Origin of the sequence: Saccharopolyspora sp. ASAGF58, assembly GCF_012277335.1 — a bacterium.
GTDB classification, from domain to species: domain Bacteria; phylum Actinomycetota; class Actinomycetes; order Mycobacteriales; family Pseudonocardiaceae; genus Saccharopolyspora; species Saccharopolyspora hattusasensis.
Genome location: NZ_CP040605.1, coordinates 2,465,160 through 2,480,960 on the forward strand (window position 1 = coordinate 2,465,160; position 15,801 = coordinate 2,480,960).

Annotated in this window: 15 protein-coding genes; 11 read left to right on the forward strand and 4 right to left on the reverse strand. The window is 69.3% G+C overall.

Annotated features, from left to right (window positions below; genetic code table 11):
- Window positions 1-47 precede the first annotated feature (47 nt).
- Both FDZ84_RS11645 and FDZ84_RS11650 read left to right on the forward strand, forming a co-directional pair.
- On the forward strand, window positions 48-638 hold the full coding sequence (locus FDZ84_RS11645) for a PadR family transcriptional regulator (RefSeq protein ID WP_168585899.1): 591 nt from the start codon (window positions 48-50) through the stop codon (window positions 636-638).
- 20 nt (window positions 639-658) lie between these two features.
- Window positions 659-1,750, forward strand: a complete 1,092-nt coding sequence (locus FDZ84_RS11650) for an inositol-3-phosphate synthase (RefSeq protein WP_168589988.1) — start codon at window positions 659-661, stop codon at window positions 1,748-1,750.
- Window positions 1,751-2,134: 384 nt separating this feature from the next.
- On the opposite strand, the gene FDZ84_RS11655 is transcribed toward FDZ84_RS11650, so the two are convergent.
- Window positions 2,135-2,986: a GGDEF domain-containing protein gene (locus tag FDZ84_RS11655; RefSeq protein WP_168585900.1), complete on the reverse strand. Its 852-nt coding sequence runs from the start codon at window positions 2,984-2,986 to the stop codon at window positions 2,135-2,137.
- Between the two features lie 291 nt (window positions 2,987-3,277).
- On the opposite strand from FDZ84_RS11655, the gene FDZ84_RS11660 reads away from it, so the two are divergent.
- Window positions 3,278-4,633 (forward strand): glycosyltransferase 87 family protein, encoded by a 1,356-nt coding sequence (locus FDZ84_RS11660; RefSeq protein ID WP_168585901.1) that lies wholly within the window; start codon window positions 3,278-3,280, stop codon window positions 4,631-4,633.
- A gap of 108 nt (window positions 4,634-4,741) precedes the next feature.
- Here the strand turns inward: FDZ84_RS11660 and FDZ84_RS11665 are convergent, their stop codons facing one another.
- Entirely contained in the window at window positions 4,742-5,980 is a 1,239-nt protein-coding gene (locus tag FDZ84_RS11665; protein WP_168584090.1) for a hypothetical protein, read from the reverse strand.
- 182 nt (window positions 5,981-6,162) lie between these two features.
- Window positions 6,163-7,017 (reverse strand): hypothetical protein, encoded by an 855-nt coding sequence (locus tag FDZ84_RS11670; RefSeq protein WP_168585902.1) that lies wholly within the window; start codon window positions 7,015-7,017, stop codon window positions 6,163-6,165.
- 199 nt (window positions 7,018-7,216) lie between these two features.
- Between FDZ84_RS11670 and FDZ84_RS11675 the strand changes: the two genes are divergently transcribed.
- Window positions 7,217-8,383: an AI-2E family transporter gene (locus FDZ84_RS11675; protein WP_168585903.1), complete on the forward strand. Its 1,167-nt coding sequence runs from the start codon at window positions 7,217-7,219 to the stop codon at window positions 8,381-8,383.
- Window positions 8,384-8,475: 92 nt separating this feature from the next.
- Here FDZ84_RS11675 and FDZ84_RS11680 read toward each other — a convergent pair whose 3' ends face one another.
- Entirely contained in the window at window positions 8,476-9,705 is a 1,230-nt protein-coding gene (locus tag FDZ84_RS11680) for a GGDEF domain-containing protein (RefSeq protein ID WP_246868951.1), read from the reverse strand.
- 142 nt (window positions 9,706-9,847) lie between these two features.
- Here FDZ84_RS11680 and macS point away from each other — a divergent pair, with 142 nt between their 5' ends.
- The 7 genes from macS (at window position 9,848) to FDZ84_RS11715 (ending at window position 15,605) form a co-directional block, all read left to right on the forward strand.
- Window positions 9,848-11,029 carry a MacS family sensor histidine kinase gene (macS, locus tag FDZ84_RS11685; RefSeq protein WP_168585904.1) on the forward strand — a complete coding sequence of 394 codons (1,182 nt, stop codon included), beginning with the start codon at window positions 9,848-9,850 and terminating at the stop codon, window positions 11,027-11,029.
- Window positions 11,026-11,703, forward strand: coding sequence for a response regulator transcription factor (locus FDZ84_RS11690; RefSeq protein WP_168585905.1), 678 nt, complete (start codon window positions 11,026-11,028; stop codon window positions 11,701-11,703). Before macS ends, FDZ84_RS11690 begins: the two co-directional genes overlap by 4 nt.
- A gap of 521 nt (window positions 11,704-12,224) precedes the next feature.
- Window positions 12,225-12,386, forward strand: a complete 162-nt coding sequence (locus FDZ84_RS11695) for a hypothetical protein (RefSeq protein ID WP_168584091.1) — start codon at window positions 12,225-12,227, stop codon at window positions 12,384-12,386.
- Window positions 12,387-12,466: 80 nt separating this feature from the next.
- A complete protein-coding gene (locus tag FDZ84_RS11700; protein ID WP_168585906.1) occupies window positions 12,467-12,640 on the forward strand; it encodes a hypothetical protein in 174 nt (57 codons plus the stop codon).
- A gap of 114 nt (window positions 12,641-12,754) precedes the next feature.
- Window positions 12,755-14,086, forward strand: coding sequence for a hypothetical protein (locus FDZ84_RS11705; protein WP_168585907.1), 1,332 nt, complete (start codon window positions 12,755-12,757; stop codon window positions 14,084-14,086).
- Between the two features lie 255 nt (window positions 14,087-14,341).
- Window positions 14,342-15,097 carry a BTAD domain-containing putative transcriptional regulator gene (locus FDZ84_RS11710; RefSeq protein WP_168585908.1) on the forward strand — a complete coding sequence of 252 codons (756 nt, stop codon included), beginning with the start codon at window positions 14,342-14,344 and terminating at the stop codon, window positions 15,095-15,097.
- A gap of 277 nt (window positions 15,098-15,374) precedes the next feature.
- Window positions 15,375-15,605 carry a hypothetical protein gene (locus tag FDZ84_RS11715; RefSeq protein WP_168585909.1) on the forward strand — a complete coding sequence of 77 codons (231 nt, stop codon included), beginning with the start codon at window positions 15,375-15,377 and terminating at the stop codon, window positions 15,603-15,605.
- Window positions 15,606-15,801: the final 196 nt, after the last annotated feature.

A 15,801-nucleotide genomic window follows, 5' to 3' on the forward strand; every position in this document is an offset into this window, starting at 1 on the left:
CCGCCACTGGCATCCGGCGGTGAATTCGCCGGGCGGAGGAGGTGCGGATGCTCGAACTCGCCGTGCTGGGGCTACTGCACGAGGCCCCGATGCACGGCTACGAGCTGCGGAAGCGGTTGCATGACACGGTCGGTGCCTTCCGCGCGCTGTCCTGCGGAACGTTGTACCCGACGTTGCGGAGGCTGCTGCGCGCCGGGTTGATCGAGGAGGAACCCGACTCGCCCGGTTCGCGCGCGTGGGGTCGGCGAGCGCGCCGCGTGTACCGGATCACAGCCGCCGGGCAGCAGCGGTTCGCCGAGCTGGTCGGCGACTGTGGGCCGCAGGCCTGCGACGACAATGCATTCGGCGTGCACGTGGTGTTCTTCTCCCGCACCCCCGCCGAGGTCCGGCTGCGGATCCTGGAAGGACGTCGGCGCCGCGTCGAAGAGCACCGGGACGGCCTGCGCAGCGCGCTGGCGCGCTCCGAGGAACGGTTCGACCGCTACACCCGCGAACTGCACCGACTCCGGCTGGACCACAGCGAGCACGAGGTCCGCTGGCTCGACGAAATCATCGAACACGAACGCGCCGAGCAGTCTGCTGCGGCGCCGGGCCGACCCAGCGTCGGCGGGCAAGAACTGCAAGGACACGACAGATGAGTAAGAAGGAGGGCCCTGCCATGGGCGGAGATCGTCGAGCGGTGCGGGTGGCGATCGTCGGCGTCGGGAACTGCGCGGCGTCGCTGGTGCAGGGCGTCCACTACTACGCCGACGCGGACCCGGGCACCCGGGTGCCCGGCCTGATGCACGTCAACTTCGGTGATTACCACGTGCGCGACGTGAAGTTCGTCGCAGCCTTCGACGTGGACGCGAAGAAGGTCGGCCGCGACCTCTCCGAGGCGATCGTCGCCAGCGAGAACAACACCATCAAGATCGCGGACGTGCCCCCGCTGGGCGTCACCGTGCAGCGCGGCCACACCTTCGACGGCCTCGGCCGCTTCTACCGCGAGACCATCGAGGAATCCGACGACCAGCCGGTGGACGTCGTGCAGGCACTCAAGGACGCCGAGGTCGACGTCCTGGTGGCCTACCTGCCGGTGGGTTCCGAGGAGGCGGACAAGTTCTACGCGCAGAGCGCGCTGGATGCCGGGGTGGCCTTCGTCAACGCGCTGCCGGTGTTCATCGCCTCCGACCCGGAGTGGGCGCAGAAGTTCACCGACGCGGGCGTGCCGATCGTCGGCGACGACATCAAGTCGCAGGTCGGGGCGACCATCACGCACCGGGTGCTGGCCAAGCTGTTCGAGGACCGCGGCGTGCACCTGGACCGCACGATGCAGCTGAACGTCGGCGGCAACATGGACTTCCTGAACATGAAGGAACTGGAGCGGCTGGAGTCGAAGAAGACCTCCAAGACGCAGTCGGTGACCTCGCAGGTGGACCGCGACCTCGGCAAGCGCAACGTGCACATCGGGCCGTCGGACTACGTGCCGTGGCTGGACGACCGGAAGTGGGCCTACATCCGGCTGGAGGGCCGCGCGTTCGGCGACGTGCCGCTGAACCTGGAGTACAAGCTGGAGGTGTGGGACTCGCCGAACTCGGCGGGGATCATCATCGACGCCATCCGGGCGGCCAAGATCGCCAAGGACCGGGGCATCGGCGGGCCGATCCTGTCGGCGTCGTCGTACTTCATGAAGTCGCCGCCGGAGCAGTACTCCGACTCCGCCGCCTACCAAGCGGTCGAAGACTTCATCGCGGGCAAACTGGAGCGCTGATCGGCTGTTCGGGGTTGTCGCAAGGCCGGCAACCCCGAACGGCACGAGCGGCAGTTAGAGCCTGTCGGCGAATGCCGTCCGCGCCTTTGGAAGCGGCGTAGCCGCTTGCATTCACCTTGCCAAGACGACCATCGGCGGGTTCTGAGAGGTTTTCTGGCGAGGACGGCCCCTCCGCCGCGTATTGGACGGACATACATCAGGAGGGGCACCCGCAGTCCAGGGAACCTCTCAGGTTCCGCTAAGCGACCACCCACCCAGACCACCAACAGGCTCTAAGGAAACTCGCACGTTGCGCGCACCGCGACACGTGACGAGGTGTTCGCCGGAATTGTCGCAAGCGGCGAAGCCGTTTGCCCACCCGCGCAACCATTCACCAACAGGCTCTCAATGTTGGAGCTGCTGCTCGGCCCGGGTCAGGACCGAGTGCACCGAGGCTTGGCCGTCGGTGGTCACCCACGACACCCGCAACCCGGGGCGAACGCGCTTACGGCCGATGCGCACCGGCCAGCCCGCAACCTCCCGCGCCTGCTCGGCGATCTCCTCGCCGGTGCCGTTCGGGTGCTCCGCGACCACCGCGAACTCGTCGCCGCCGTAGCGGGCGACGGTGTGCTCGTCGCTGAGCCCTTCCCGGAGCCGGCTGGCCAGCGTGGTCAGCAGTTCGTCGCCGCGGTCGAAGCCGTGCTCGGCGTTGAAGGCCGCCAGGCCCTGCACGTCGATCAGCACCAGCGTGGACAGCGTGCCGCGACTGCGGGCGCGGACCAGCGACTGCTCCAGCCGGTCCAGCAGGAGCACGCGGCCCGGCAGCCCGGTCAGCGGGTCGAGCAGGCCGCGGCTGTGCGAGACGTCGGTGTGCACCGACTGCAGCAGCATCAACACCCGGCTGCGGCCCTGCACCCGCACCGCGTGGTAATCCGCCCAGATGCGGCTCAGCGGTTGGCCGCTGCGGGCGATCACCATCGGGATGGACAGCGGCGAGCCGGCCCGCAGCACCTGCCCGGCCAGCTCTGCCCAGTCCGGCATCGGTGCACCGGTATCGTCGCGCACCTGCCAGCCGGCGGGCCGGGTGCCGGTGAGCAGATCGGACTTGGCCAGCTGCATCAGTTCGGCGGCAACGTCGTTGGTGGCCAGCACCTGGCCGCGTTCGTCGGTCAGCAGCACGCCGACCGTGAGCCCGCTGATGAGTTCGTCCCAGACTGGCGCCAGCTGACCTGGTACGGCCACTTCGAGGACACTCATTCGGCCCCCTCCTCTCCACCGAACGGAGCAGTCCGTTTGAGCCTCCCCTTCGGGCAGGGCGAAATTCAAGGTCTCGGCGACTACCCGTATCGGTGGTATTCACGCTCCGCACATAACGGTGAGTCAGCTGTTTGCGGTGCGTTCCCTCTCAGGTCACCTCGGGCCGGGGCTTGATGAATCGGGCAGGTGAAACATCGCCCGTTTGCCGGGACTCAAAATCGCCCCGCGGCGCTCACTTCACCCGATCGAATATCTACGCTGGCCGAGGTGCCGCAGGCGAAAGGATGGTGCATGCCCGTGCACGGGACCGCGGGTCGACTGCCGTTGCAGGAGCGGTTGCGTGACCAGCGATCACTGCTGATCGTGATCGCAGTCGCGGAGCTGATCGCGGTGATGGTGGTCTCCACCGTCAACACGCACGACCACATCGACGGTGAGGTCTACCGGCTCGGCGCGAAAGCGCTGCTCGGCGGACGCGATCTTTACAACAACCTCCCGGCCACCGAGTCCGGGCTGCTGCTGCCGTTCATCTACCCGCCGTTCGCGGCGATCGTGTTCGCGCCGCTGGCGCTGATCCCGAAGGCCGCCTCGACCGCGGTGATCATGCTGGTCAGCCACGCCGCGCTCATCGTCACGCTGTACGTCGTGCTCAGCGCCTCGACCTTCCTGCGCGCGCACCGGGAGAAGGTGCTGCTGGTGACGGCCGCGGTGCTGCCGCTGGCCACGATCAGCGAACCGGTGCTGGAGACGATCACCTACGCCCAGATCAACGTCGTGCTGATGGCGCTGGTCGCGGTGGACCTCCTGTGGCGGACGGACGGCGCGAAGAAGCTGCCGTACCCGCGCGGCCTGCTGATCGGCCTGGCCGCCGGCATCAAGCTCACGCCGCTGGTGTTCCTGCTGCTGCCGCTGCTGCGCCGGGACGTCCGCACGATCGTGGCCTCGCTGCTGACCTTCCTGGGCACCGTGCTGCTGGGGTTCGCCCTGACCTTCGACAACGCCCGCCGGTTCTGGCTGCACGAGATGCTGGCCAGCAGCAACGTGTCCTTCGGCCCGAAGTTCACCGGCGACGCGTCGACGTACGCGGGCAACCAGTCGCTGCGGTCGCTGCTGAGCAAGATGTCGGCGCCGAGCCTGACCATCGTCTTCGTCCTGCTCGCGGCGATCGTGCTGGTGCTCGCGGTGCTGGGGATGGTGCACGCGATCCGGCAGCGGGACCTGCCGATGGCGGTGACGATCAACGGCATCCTCGGGCTGCTGGTGTCGCCGATCTCCTGGTCGCACCACTGGGTTTGGGCGATCCCGGGGCTGGTGCTGCTGATCGGCGCGGCGCAGGCCAAGCGCGACTGGGCGCTGCTGCTGGCGACCACGTTGACGGCCGGGTTCTTCATGATGGGCCCGCACTGGAAGATGCCCCAGGGCCACGGTTTGGAGCTGCGCTGGAACTTCTTCGAGCAGCTGATCGGCAACTCCTACGTCTACTTCGGACTGGCGTTCCTGCTCTACAACGCGGTGCGCTGGTGGCGCTCCCGCCGAACGCCGATCAAGCCCGTCAAGCCCGTCAAGCCCGTCAAGCCCGTCAAGCCCGTCAAGCCGGTCAACGACGATCCGGCCTCCGACGCGCCGGTCACCGCCCCGGTTCCATAAAGGCAGCCGTGAGTGTTTTTCGGTGTTCTGGCACCCAAAAACGCTCACGGGTTCTTCGTTAAAAAACCGGGGCGAGCATGGTGCTCGCCCCGGTTTTCGGCTTTCGGGTCAGATGCGGTTGAAGACCACCGTGTCCGCGTTCTCCAGGGTGCGCAGCGCGCCCCGCGGGTTCAGGCCCGGCGTCGGCAGCGTCGCGCCCTGCACGGCCGTGAAGTCCGGGACACCGCCGCCGAGCACCGGCAGCGCCACGCCACCGGAGCGCGGCGCGGTGCCGTCCAGCGCGGAGGTGATCCGGCTGACCTGCGGCACCGAGGTCTGGCCGCCGCCGAACGCGTTGAGGTCACCCACCACCGGCAGCGGCGCCGTCACGGCGGTGGACTCGCTGCGCTCCACGGTGCCCGGCGTCTTGGACACGCTGAGCAGGGGGAGGCCGACGAGGTCCGGAACCTCGTTGGCCCTCAACTGGTGCTCGCCCGGCACCTCCAGCGGCATCAGGTCCGCGCGCGGCGTCGGCTCGGCGGCGACCGCGGTCAGCGCGCCGGCCAAGATCTCGCCCGGCACGGTGTGCAGGTCACTGCGCAGCCCGGGCAGTTCCGCGGAGGTGAGGTCCACCTGCTCCGGCGTCACCAGGCCGCCCGGGCCGTGCGCGAGCACGTCTCCCCAGAGCTCGACGATGCTGCCCGCCGGTGGGGTGAAGCCGTCGAAGTAGACCAGGTCATCGTGCGGGATCACGAGGTCTGCAGGGACATCCAGGAGCGCACCCGTTCGAAATGCACCCTCGTCGAGGGTGTTGGCACCTCCTTGGATCACCACACCGATGGGACCGGCCCAGCTCAGCGAGCGGTGGAAGCCCTCAGCGGGGGTGACCGGGCGGTCCCCGCCGAACGGCGACAGGCCCGGCACGGTGTCCAGCGGGCGGGCGTCGGCCGGGTCGGCGACCCAGCCCGCCAGGTGCAGCGGAATGTTCCGCGACGGGGCGTGCCAGTGCAGGTCGCGCAGCGCCGGCATCTCCTGGGTCAGCTCGTTCTCGACGGCCGGCAGCAGGTCGCGCACCGGGTCCAGGGTGCCCGTCAGCGCGGTGACCGAGTGGCTGGCCCGCGATTCCACCAGCGGGGCGTTGTACCGCGTGCCGGAGTTCTCGGCGAACAGCTCGCCCGCGAAGCACCGACCGGCGGGCACCTCATCGTCTCCGAGCTCGTCGAGTACGGGGGGCAGCGCCGACTCCCCCAGCGGCGGGGCCGGACGCTCCGGGCAGGACCCGGCGGCGGACGCGACTCCCGTGCCGACGGCCAGCATTCCACCGGTGACCAATGCGGCCTGCACGCCGCGCTTCGCCCAAGTCTGCATGGACTTTCTCCTTCATGAGGCTTCCCCGGTCGGGGGAGGAAAATGAACTGTGGGCGCCACACCGTCCTCGGAACTTGATCATCGAGTGACGGTGGGCCTTCGGGAACTGCGATCTGGGTTGGGCGCGGCGGATTTCCTTTCGCCGGCACCGAGATCGGTCGTCGGCGCGCCGCGCGGGGGATCTAGTCGGGGGTGGTGCCCGGCTGCGGTTCGGGCACGCTGATCAGCGTGCCGGCGCGGGCGCGGGCCGGTGCCCCGGCGAGAGCGGGGGTGCGATCCGGTTGTGCCGGGTAGCAGCCGACCGGCGCGTTGTTGTGCTGCGGCCCGTCGCCGGTTCCGCCGAAGCTGGGCGCGCCGGAGGGCACGGGCAGGGCGAACGGCCTTGACCAGTCGTGTCCGGGGGTCTCGCCGGGTTCCGGCGCCTGCCGTTGGACGACCGACTCGGGTTGTTCGACCGAGTGCCGGTGCTCGTCCGGCTGCGTCGGCAGCGGGACGACGGGTGCGGCGGCCGGTGCCGACGCGGGCGGCGCGGGCGGCGCGGGCGGCGAATAGGCCGGCTGCTGGCCGGTTTCCCCGGACAGCAGCGGGCCCCCGAGGCCGTTCAGTCCATTGTCGACGGACGTGGACAGGGCGGCGGCCTGGGTTCCGGTGGTCGACAGGGCGTCGTCGGCTACGTGCCCGACCCCTGCCGCGGACTCCTGCAGCACGCCGGTCACCGGCCGCGCCGCGTCGAGCAGCCGCCCGGCCGGATCGGACCGGACCAGCGCGACCGGGTCCAGGCGGGCCAGCGAGAACTCCGCCGGGCCGGACCGACCGGCGGCCGAACTGTCCACTGTCGACTCCGGGGGCTCGACCGGTCGCGGCGCCGATTGGCCGGCGGGCGCGGCCGGCGGGAGGTCCGCGGCGTCCGCGTGGATCCCGGAGCCGATGAGCCAAGCCGCGGAGGTCCCGGCGACCGTCGCGCCCGTCACGACCAGCGCACGGGTGAGCAGCCGCCACGGTCGGGCGGCTGCTGTCCTGCGGTCGCGGCGGGACATCTCGGTGCCAGAACCTCCTCGGCTTCGGGCGACTCCCCGTTGGAGCTCCTCCTCGCCGCCGCGCACTCTTTCAAAACACCCGCCACTTCCGTAAGCACATAGCGACACCTTCGCTACATCGTGTTACTGGAGATCGGGTCCTGTTGCGCCCAGTGGTCATTCCGCCCATGGATTCCGCGGTCGGCGCTACGGTGACAGGGTGAACGACTTCAAGATCACCACGCGAGACGATGCCGCGGCGTCGATCCCCCGCGTGCTACGGGTCTCGGCGGCGCTGAGCTGGCGGCTGCTGATGGTCGTCGGCGCCTTGTACGTGGTGGGGCTGGTCATCGGCCAGATCTACGTGGTCGTGATCCCGGTCGCCATCGCGCTGCTGCTGTCAGCGCTGCTGGCGCCGATCGTGTCCTGGCTGGCCAGGCACGGCATGCCGCGCGCGGTGGCCACCGCGATGGTGCTGATCGGCGGGCTCGCGGTCGTCGGCGGCGTCCTCACGTTCGTCATCAACGCGTTCATCGAGGGCTTCCCGGACCTGCAGCGCCAGGTCGTCGCGAGCCTCAACCAGCTCAAGGACTCGCTGGCGCGGGGCCCGCTGCACATCAACGATGTGCAGATCGGCCACTACCTGACGCAGGCCCAGGAGTGGTTGGCGGCCAACCAGGCGGCGTTGACCAGCGGCGCGCTGTCCACCGCGGGCACCTTCGGCAACTTCCTGACCGGGCTGGTGCTGGCGCTGTTCACGCTGATCTACTTCCTGCACGACGGCCGCGGCGTGTGGCTGTTCGTGGCGAAGCTCGCGCCGAAGCGCGTGCGGCACCGGGTCGACGTCGCCGGCTGCCGGGGCTTCGCCTCGCTGGTCGGATTCGTGCGGGCGACCGCGCTCGTCGCGGTGGTCGACGCGCTCGGCATCGGGACGGGGCTGATGATCCTCGGCGTGCCGCTGGCGATTCCGCTGGCAGCGCTGGTATTCCTCGGCGGCTTCGTGCCGATCGTCGGCGCGGTGGCCTCCGGCGCGGTCGCGGTGCTGGTGGCGCTGGTGACCAAGGGCTGGATCGTCGCGTTGATCGTGGTCGGCATCGTGCTCGCGGTGCAGCAGATCGAGGGCAACGTGCTGCAGCCGCTAATCCTGGGGCGGGCGGTGCAGATCCACGCGCTGGGCGTGGTACTGGCGATCAGCATCGGGATGGTGGTCTCGGGGATCGTCGGCGCGCTGCTCGCGGTGCCGTTGGTCGCGGTGCTGAACTCGGCGATCCGCTCGCTGGTCGAGGAGGAGGAACCGGCCGAACCGCCGGAACCCGCCGACCGCGCCGAGGCCGAACCCCCACCGGAGGAAACCCCGGACGAGAAAACCCCGACCGGCTCGACCTAACTCGGAGGTCTGACGAATGGCGGACGCCGCCTTCGACCAGCTATCCCGGTCGAAGGCGCGCCTTCACCCACAACCGGATCGAATGGTGCTGATCAGGCGAGGGTGACCGCGTTCCGGCCGGCTGACTTGGCCGCCAGGAGGGCCGCGTCGGCGGCCACCAGGAGATCCGTGAGGTCGTAGCCGAAGCGGGACGTGGTGGCCACGCCGATGCTGACCGTGAGGTCGTTGAGCTCCCGGTGGTCGCCCCGGGTGTCGCGGGTCGGCACGCACAGCGCCGCAGTCGAGGCCCTGATCCGGTCCGCCACGTCGCACGCGACGTCGGTGTCCTTGCCCGGCAGCAGCACCACGAACTCCTCGCCGCCGAAGCGGCCGACCGCGTCTTCGCGCCGCACGCTGCTGCGCAGCATCATCGCGACGGCCGCCAGCACGGTGTCGCCCGCCAGGTGCCCGATCTCGTCGTTGACCCGCTTGAAGTGGTCCAGGTCCAGCAACAGCAGCGACACGGGTTGGGCGCGGGCCTGCGCTCGGTGGAGTTCGTTGCGCGCCAACCGCTCCCAGTGCGCCGCGTTGGCCAGGCCCGTCTTGGCGTCCCGCTGCGCCGACCGCCGCCACTGCGGCAGCTGGCTGGCGAGGTCAAGCAGCACCAGCGGCGGCCCGGCCAGCAGCGCGCTGCCCGGCTCGATGCTCACCGCCACCGCCAGCAGCCCGCCCAGGCTCGCGGCGACGATGCCGAGCAGCACGTCGGTCGGTTCGCCCAGCACGTCCGCCCGCGCCGCCCCGGGGTTGCGCAGCCGGATGCCGACCGCGACCAGGAAGGCCCGCACGAGCAGCAGCACGGCCCCGGCCAGCACGAACAGCACCGGGCTCCAATGGGGTTCCGACCAGCCGATGAGGAACCGCGCGGACAGCGTGGCGATCGTGGTCGCGGCCGTGGTGAACAGCCAGCGGTGCAGCTCCGGGCGGCCGTCCAGCACCCCGTGCAGGGTCGGCCCAAGCAGCAGGAGCACCAGCAGGTTCGGCGGCAGCGTGAGGATTCCGGCGGCCAGGTAGGCGATGTGCAGCGTCCACGGGTTGCGCCGGATCTGCCGCCGCACGTTGATCGACACCGAGGTGATCACGATGACAGTCCCGGCGGTGGCCGCCAGCATCGCGAAGGTCAGCAGCTCGTTCGACAACGGCGACCGGCTCGTCACGAAGACCAGCACCACCAGCGCCAGGGCGACGGCCTGCACCGCGAGCACGTAGGCGATGGCCGCCGGCCGCAGGCGCCACAGCAGCCATCCGCCCACCAAGCCGATCACCTCCACCAATGAGCCTGTCACAGGGAACCGTCAAGCCGCAGCTCGCCACTCGGGCATTTCACGTCGATGCGGGGTCGTGATCACAAACACGCGGAGTGCTCGGTGCGGCGACCTTCGCACACCAGGACGTACGGCAGGATGGTCCGCTGAGAAGGGAGCGAATGTGGGCCGTACGCAATCGCCGTCGCAACCGCAGGTGACCGACGGTCGCTCGCCGCTCTGGCGCGGGCACAACGTGTTCCGCGTCGTCACGTTCCTCTACGCCTGCTATTGGGTCATCGACCAGTACGGCGACTACCAGCGGCCGTGGTTGGCGTTGGTGGTCATCAGCCTGATGGCCGTGTGGACGGTGTTCACCATCTGGCGCTACCGGACCCGGCCGGGGCGCACCAACCGCATGGTCCTGCTCGACTGCATCGTGGTGACGGTGCTGTTCCTCAGCAGCGAATTCATCCTCACCGAGGGGCAGATGCTTTCGGCCAAGCCGTCGGTGGCGACGGTGTGGCACTCGACGATGGTCACGGTCGCCGCCGCGCAGTGGGGCATGTTCGGCGGTCTGGCCAGCGGGATCATCGCTACTGCCTGCAACTACCTGATCCGCGGTTACAGCGCTGCGGACACCTCGCTGGACACCCTGCTGCTGATCGGCAGCGGCCTGGTGCTCGGCCTGGCCTCGGACACCGCGCGCAAGTCCACCGAACGGCTGGCGCGCGCGCTGCGCGCGGAGGCCGCGACCGCGGAGCGGGAACGGCTGGCGCGCGACATCCACGACAGCGTTCTGCAGGTGCTCGCGCGAGTGCGGCGGCGCGGCGCGGAGCTCGGCGGCGAGGCGTCCGAGCTGGCGAAACTCGCGGGAGAGCAGGAGATCGCGCTGCGCGCGCTGGTCACCACCTCGCCGCAGGAGACCACGGAGGACGGTGAGACCGACCTCGCCGCGCAGTTGCAGGTGCTGCGCACCGGCCGGATCCACGTGTCGATCCCGGGCAATCCGGTGCGGCTGCCGGAGCCGCTGAGCACCGACCTGTTCGCGGTGGTGCGGGAGGCGCTGGCGAACGTCGAGAAGCACGCCGGCGAGGACGCCCAGGGGTGGGTGCTGCTGGAGGAGCTGCCGGACGCGATCGTGCTCAGCGTCCGCGACGACGGCCCGGGCATCGCCGAAGGACGGCTGGAGCAGGCCGCCGCCGAGGGTCGGCTGGGCGTGGCGAAGTCGATCCGGGGCCGCGTCGAGAGCCTGGGTGGCACGATCACGCTCGAGACCGCGCTCGGCGAGGGAACCGAGTGGGAGGTCTGGGTTCCCCATCCGGGTGCGGCCCAGGGCAAGCGGCGCAGAGGAGGAAAACGATGAGCGAGCCGCCCGTCACCGTGATGGTCGTCGATGACCACCCGATGTGGCGCGACGGGGTCGCGCGTGACCTGATGGAGCGCGGCTTCGAGGTGCGGGCCACCGCGAGCGACGGCGCGTCCGCGCTGCGCATCGCGCGGACCGTCACGCCCGACGTGGTGCTGATGGACCTGAACCTGGGCGACACCTCCGGCGTCAGCGCCACCCTGCAGATCACCCAGGAGATCCCCGGCACGCGGGTCCTGGTGCTGTCCGCCAGCGGCGAGCACAGCGACGTGTTGGAGGCGGTCAAGGCCGGTGCCTCCGGCTACCTGGTCAAGTCGGCGTCGGTCGCGGAGCTGGTGGACGCGGTGCAGCGCACCGCCGCCGGCGACGCGGTGTTCACCGCCGGGCTGGCCGGGCTGGTGCTCGGGGAGTACCGGCGGATGGCGATCACCCCGGATTCGGGGTCGCAGGTGCCGCAGCTCACCGACCGGGAGACCGAGGTGCTGCGGCTGGTCGCCAAGGGGATGACCGCCCGGCAGATCGCCAAGAAGCTGGTGATCTCGCACCGCACGGTGGAGAACCATGTCCAGTCGACGCTGCGCAAGCTGCAGCTCCACAACCGGGTCGAGCTGGCCCGCTACGCCATCGAGCACGGCCTGGACCAAGAAGAGGCCCAACCCGAAGAAGCCTAAAGAGCCTGTTGGTGAATGGTCTGGGTGGGTGGTCGCTTAGCGGAACCTGAGAGGTTCCCTGGACTGCGCGTGCCCCTCCTGATGTATGTCCAATACGCGGCGGAGGGACCGTCCTCGCCAGAAAACCTCTCAGAACCCGCCGATGGTCTTCTTGGCAAGGTGAATGCAAGCGGCTACGCCGCTTCCAAAGGCGCGGACGGCATTCGCCGACAGGCTCTGAGGAGAACCCGCTGTTCGAGGCCCGCGAGCCAGCCCGGCTCCCGGGCCTTTTTTTCATTGGGTGACCGCCATCCGTGTGGGAATTTCGCAGTTCACCCGATCCACTGACGAAAACTCTTGTCGAGCCCGGGATATTCGCTGCTCACACCGTACGCACGGAACGTGACCGGAGGGCCTCGCGACCACCGGCGCGGCAGCGCGTGACGGTCTTGTGACGGTGGGGTGACGGGCCTCTGGCGTACTCGTCACCAGCGGCACAAAGCCGCAGACGAAATTCCGTCAATGCGAACAGGAGCATGATCATGGAGTTTTCGTACGAGTTCGCTGAGATGCTGCCCGAGCGCGAGGCGCTCGGCGGCTGGTGGGGCGGCGACGTCAACACCATCGTGGCCGACAACACCGCGGTAGCCCTCTTCGGCTCGCAGGCCACGGCCGCCCAGGTCATTACGCAGGTCTCGCGCTGACGATCTGCCGTTAACACGTCCGGCCGCCCACCGCTGCTGCGCGTGGTGGGCGGCCGGCCACCAACAAGAGGAGATGGAAGATGGACAAACTCGATCTTCATGACCAGTCCGCGGAACTGCTTCCGCAGCGCGAAGCCCTGGGCGGCTGCGGCTGCAACTTGTTCCCTGACATCAACACCGTCGTGGCGGTCAACACCGCCGTGGCGCTTTTCGGGTCGCAGGCCACGGCCGCCCAGATCATCAACCAGGTCTGACAGTCCCGCCTGGCCGGGGGCGAAGCACTCGCTCCCGGCCAGGTTCACGTGCTGCCACCACGGCTCTGGGCCAGTGCAGCTACCCGCACGTGAACGGGTTCGCAGGAGGAAGCCATGTCAGAAGTCACCCAGACCGACCGCGTGGAAGAGACCGACGAGCAGGCGGTTGCGCGGCTGGCCGACGGAGTGTCGTTGTGCGGGGAGTACGAGGGCGGCGGCTTCGACGAACCGCGTTACCTGATCTCCCGCGGCGATGGCCAGATGGTGCTGGTGTCACCGCTGCTGTACGAGATCGCGACCGCGATCGACGGCACCCGTGGGCTGGCCGAAGTAGCGGCGCGAGCGTCGCAAGCGACCGGCAAGCAACTGTCCGCGGCCAATGCGGAATTCCTCATCAACGAGAAATTGCATCCGCTGGGCATCGCCACCCTGTCCCAGCCGATCGCCGAGCCGCCGAAGGCGGATCCGCTGCTGTCGTTGGCGATGCACGGCATGCTCGCACCGCCACGGGCGGTGCGGGCGGCGGCCGCGGTTCTCGCTCCGCTGTACACGCCCGTAGTCGTGGTGCTCGTGCTGTGCGCGTTGCTCGCATTCGACGGGTGGCTGATCGGCTCCGGTTACGTCGACCTGGCGTTCCAGCAGTCCGTGGGCGAACCGGCGCAGGTGCTCCTGCTGCTCGGGCTGATGGTGTCCAGCACGTTGTTCCACGAGCTCGGGCATGCCGCCGGATGTCACTACGGCGGGGCCAAGCCGGGCGCGATCGGCGTCGGCATCATGCTGATCATTCCCTGCTTCTACACCAACGTTACCGACGCCTACCGCCTCGACCGGCGGGGGCGGCTGCGCACCGATCTGGGCGGCATCTACTTCAACGCGGTGTTCATCCTGGTGATGTACGGGCTCTACGGCTGGACCCAGTTCGCGCCGCTGCTTGTCTTCATCGCGCTGAGCCACATCCAGATCCTGCAGCAGCTGCTGCCCCTGCTGCGCATGGACGGCTACTACATCCTTGGCGACCTTGTCGGGGTGCCGAACCTGTTCTCGCAGATCCGCCCGTTCCTGCTGCGCCTCGTCGGGCGCGGCGGCGGCCAGACCAACGCGCACACCGGGCTGCGACCGCGGGTTCGGATCATGGTCACCGCTTGGGTGCTGATCGTGGTGCCCACCCTGTTGTTCGCGCTCGGGATGCTGCTTTGGCGGCTCCCGGTCTACCTGTCCAGGGCGTTCACCAGGGGTCAGGACTACTGGACCATGCTGGTGACCGGTATCGGGCAGGGGCAGCTCTGGGGCCCGCTGCTGGCGGTGATCTCGATGCTCATCCTGCTGCTGCCGTGGCTCGGCGCGGGCGCGTTCGCCGTGCGCACCTACCGGCGGGTATCCCGGGCCATATCGCGCCGCCGCGAGCAACGGAGCAAAGGCGGGCGTCACCGCACTGTGCGCGCCTGAGTTGCTCCTTCATGGGGCTCCCACCGGGGGGTGTGGGAGCCCCACAAACTTGCCCGGAGTTCGAAAGTCACCGTCCGTAGTCCCGTAACAGCTGACTGGAGTGGCCCCGATAGGCACGAATGTGGGCCCTGGTTCCGGCGTCCAAGCCGGTGCTCGGGAGCTTCTGGAGCCGACACGAGCCGCGTCGCTCCCTCAGGAAGCACCCGTTTCAGGCCTGTCGAGGGGGGAACTATGACCGGTGGAACAGTGCGTCCGATGACACGCCCGCGGGTGCGCACTCCGGCGCAGCCCGACCAAGCGTTCCGGCTGTCGCTGCTCGGCGGCTGGGACTTGCACGCGGACGGCGAGGATGTGGCGATGTCCAGCAGCGGGCAGCGCCTGCTCGCCTTCCTGGCGCTACGCGGACGCACGCAGCGTGACCGCTTGGCCGGCATCCTGTGGCCGGAGAGCGACGAGCAGAGCGCCCTGGCGAATCTCCGGACCACGTTGTGGCGGGTGCGCCAGCGGGTGCAGGGCGCGGTGATCAGCACTTCGCACGAGCTGCAGCTGGCGCCGCTTGTGACACTGGACGTCGACGGCCTGGTCGCGGCCGGGCGCTACCTGGCGCACCAGGATTCGACCGAGTCGCCCGCGGACTGCGCGGAGATCGGCCGTGACCTGGCGCGGCACGCGCCGCTGCTGCCGGGCTGGTACGACGACTGGGTGCTGACCGAGCGCGAGCGCCTGCTGCAGTTGCAGGTGCATGCGCTGGAGGTGGCCGCGGAGCGGCTGGTGCAGTCCCGGCACCTGGCGGCGGCGCTGGAGATCGCGCAGGCCGCGACCGAGGTTGAGCCGTTCCGGGAGACGGCGCACTGCGCGGTGGTCAAGGTGCTGCTGCAGCAGGCCAACCCGGCGCAGGCGGTCCGCCACTACCAGCGCTACGAGCGCCTGCTGGATCGAGAGCTGGGCATCGAGCCGTCGCCCAACCTGCGCGACCTCGTCCGCCCGGTCCTCGCCCGCTCCCGCGCCTGACGCCGAGGAGTGGACCTCGCCGCGCAAAGGACATCTTTGACCCGAAGAGGTGCCCTTTGCGCGGCGATTGCTGTCGTCCAGGGCCTTTGGTCGCGACATTCCAACGCATTTTGCGCCAATAGAATACGATTTTCGCTTTTCGGGACGAAAATCATGACCTCACGGGTTCTCGCACGCCCTCCCGGTTCCTATTCTGAAAAGCACCTTCCCATCACTTCTTCGGTGATTTTCCGCGACGCGCTTCGTGGACCTCGTCGACATCAACTGAAGGAGACGCATGATGCATCCCGTACTACGCAGCTCGCTCGGCGTCGCGCTGGCGCTACCGCTCCTGCTGGGGACCTCCGCCCTCACCCCGACCGAGGCGCTGGCCACGAGCCAGGCACCGACCGCGGTAGTCCAGATCGCCCCGCAGCAGAAGCACGACATCCACTGCCACGACACGGACCAGGGCCGGATCTGCCACGAGCACGAAAACGGGCACCAGCCGCACCACCACTCGCATTAGAAAACTGGTGAACACCAGCGGGAAACGGCCCAGCCGAAGCACGTTTACGACCCCTGGCGCTAAACCGGCTGTTCCTCGAACTCAGCCGATCAGCGGCGCCGGGATCTCCTTACTGCGGAAGGCACGTCTCGCGAGCCGCCCTGACCGTTGCCGACCGCGCGAATCAACGGTCGCGAATGGCATCGCCGAGCCAGGC

Coding starts and splice junctions, on each gene's coding strand:
- FDZ84_RS11645 (WP_168585899.1), top strand. CDS start 48: ATGCTCGAACTCGCCGTGCTGGGGCTACTGCACGAGGCCCCGATGCAC.
- FDZ84_RS11650 (WP_168589988.1), top strand. CDS start 659: ATGGGCGGAGATCGTCGAGCGGTGCGGGTGGCGATCGTCGGCGTCGGG.
- FDZ84_RS11655 (WP_168585900.1), bottom strand. CDS start 2,986: ATGAGTGTCCTCGAAGTGGCCGTACCAGGTCAGCTGGCGCCAGTCTGG.
- FDZ84_RS11660 (WP_168585901.1), top strand. CDS start 3,278: ATGCCCGTGCACGGGACCGCGGGTCGACTGCCGTTGCAGGAGCGGTTG.
- FDZ84_RS11665 (WP_168584090.1), bottom strand. CDS start 5,980: ATGCAGACTTGGGCGAAGCGCGGCGTGCAGGCCGCATTGGTCACCGGT.
- FDZ84_RS11670 (WP_168585902.1), bottom strand. CDS start 7,017: ATGTCCCGCCGCGACCGCAGGACAGCAGCCGCCCGACCGTGGCGGCTG.
- FDZ84_RS11690 (WP_168585905.1), top strand. CDS start 11,026: ATGAGCGAGCCGCCCGTCACCGTGATGGTCGTCGATGACCACCCGATG.
- FDZ84_RS11695 (WP_168584091.1), top strand. CDS start 12,225: ATGGAGTTTTCGTACGAGTTCGCTGAGATGCTGCCCGAGCGCGAGGCG.
- FDZ84_RS11700 (WP_168585906.1), top strand. CDS start 12,467: ATGGACAAACTCGATCTTCATGACCAGTCCGCGGAACTGCTTCCGCAG.
- FDZ84_RS11705 (WP_168585907.1), top strand. CDS start 12,755: ATGTCAGAAGTCACCCAGACCGACCGCGTGGAAGAGACCGACGAGCAG.
- FDZ84_RS11710 (WP_168585908.1), top strand. CDS start 14,342: ATGACACGCCCGCGGGTGCGCACTCCGGCGCAGCCCGACCAAGCGTTC.
- FDZ84_RS11715 (WP_168585909.1), top strand. CDS start 15,375: ATGATGCATCCCGTACTACGCAGCTCGCTCGGCGTCGCGCTGGCGCTA.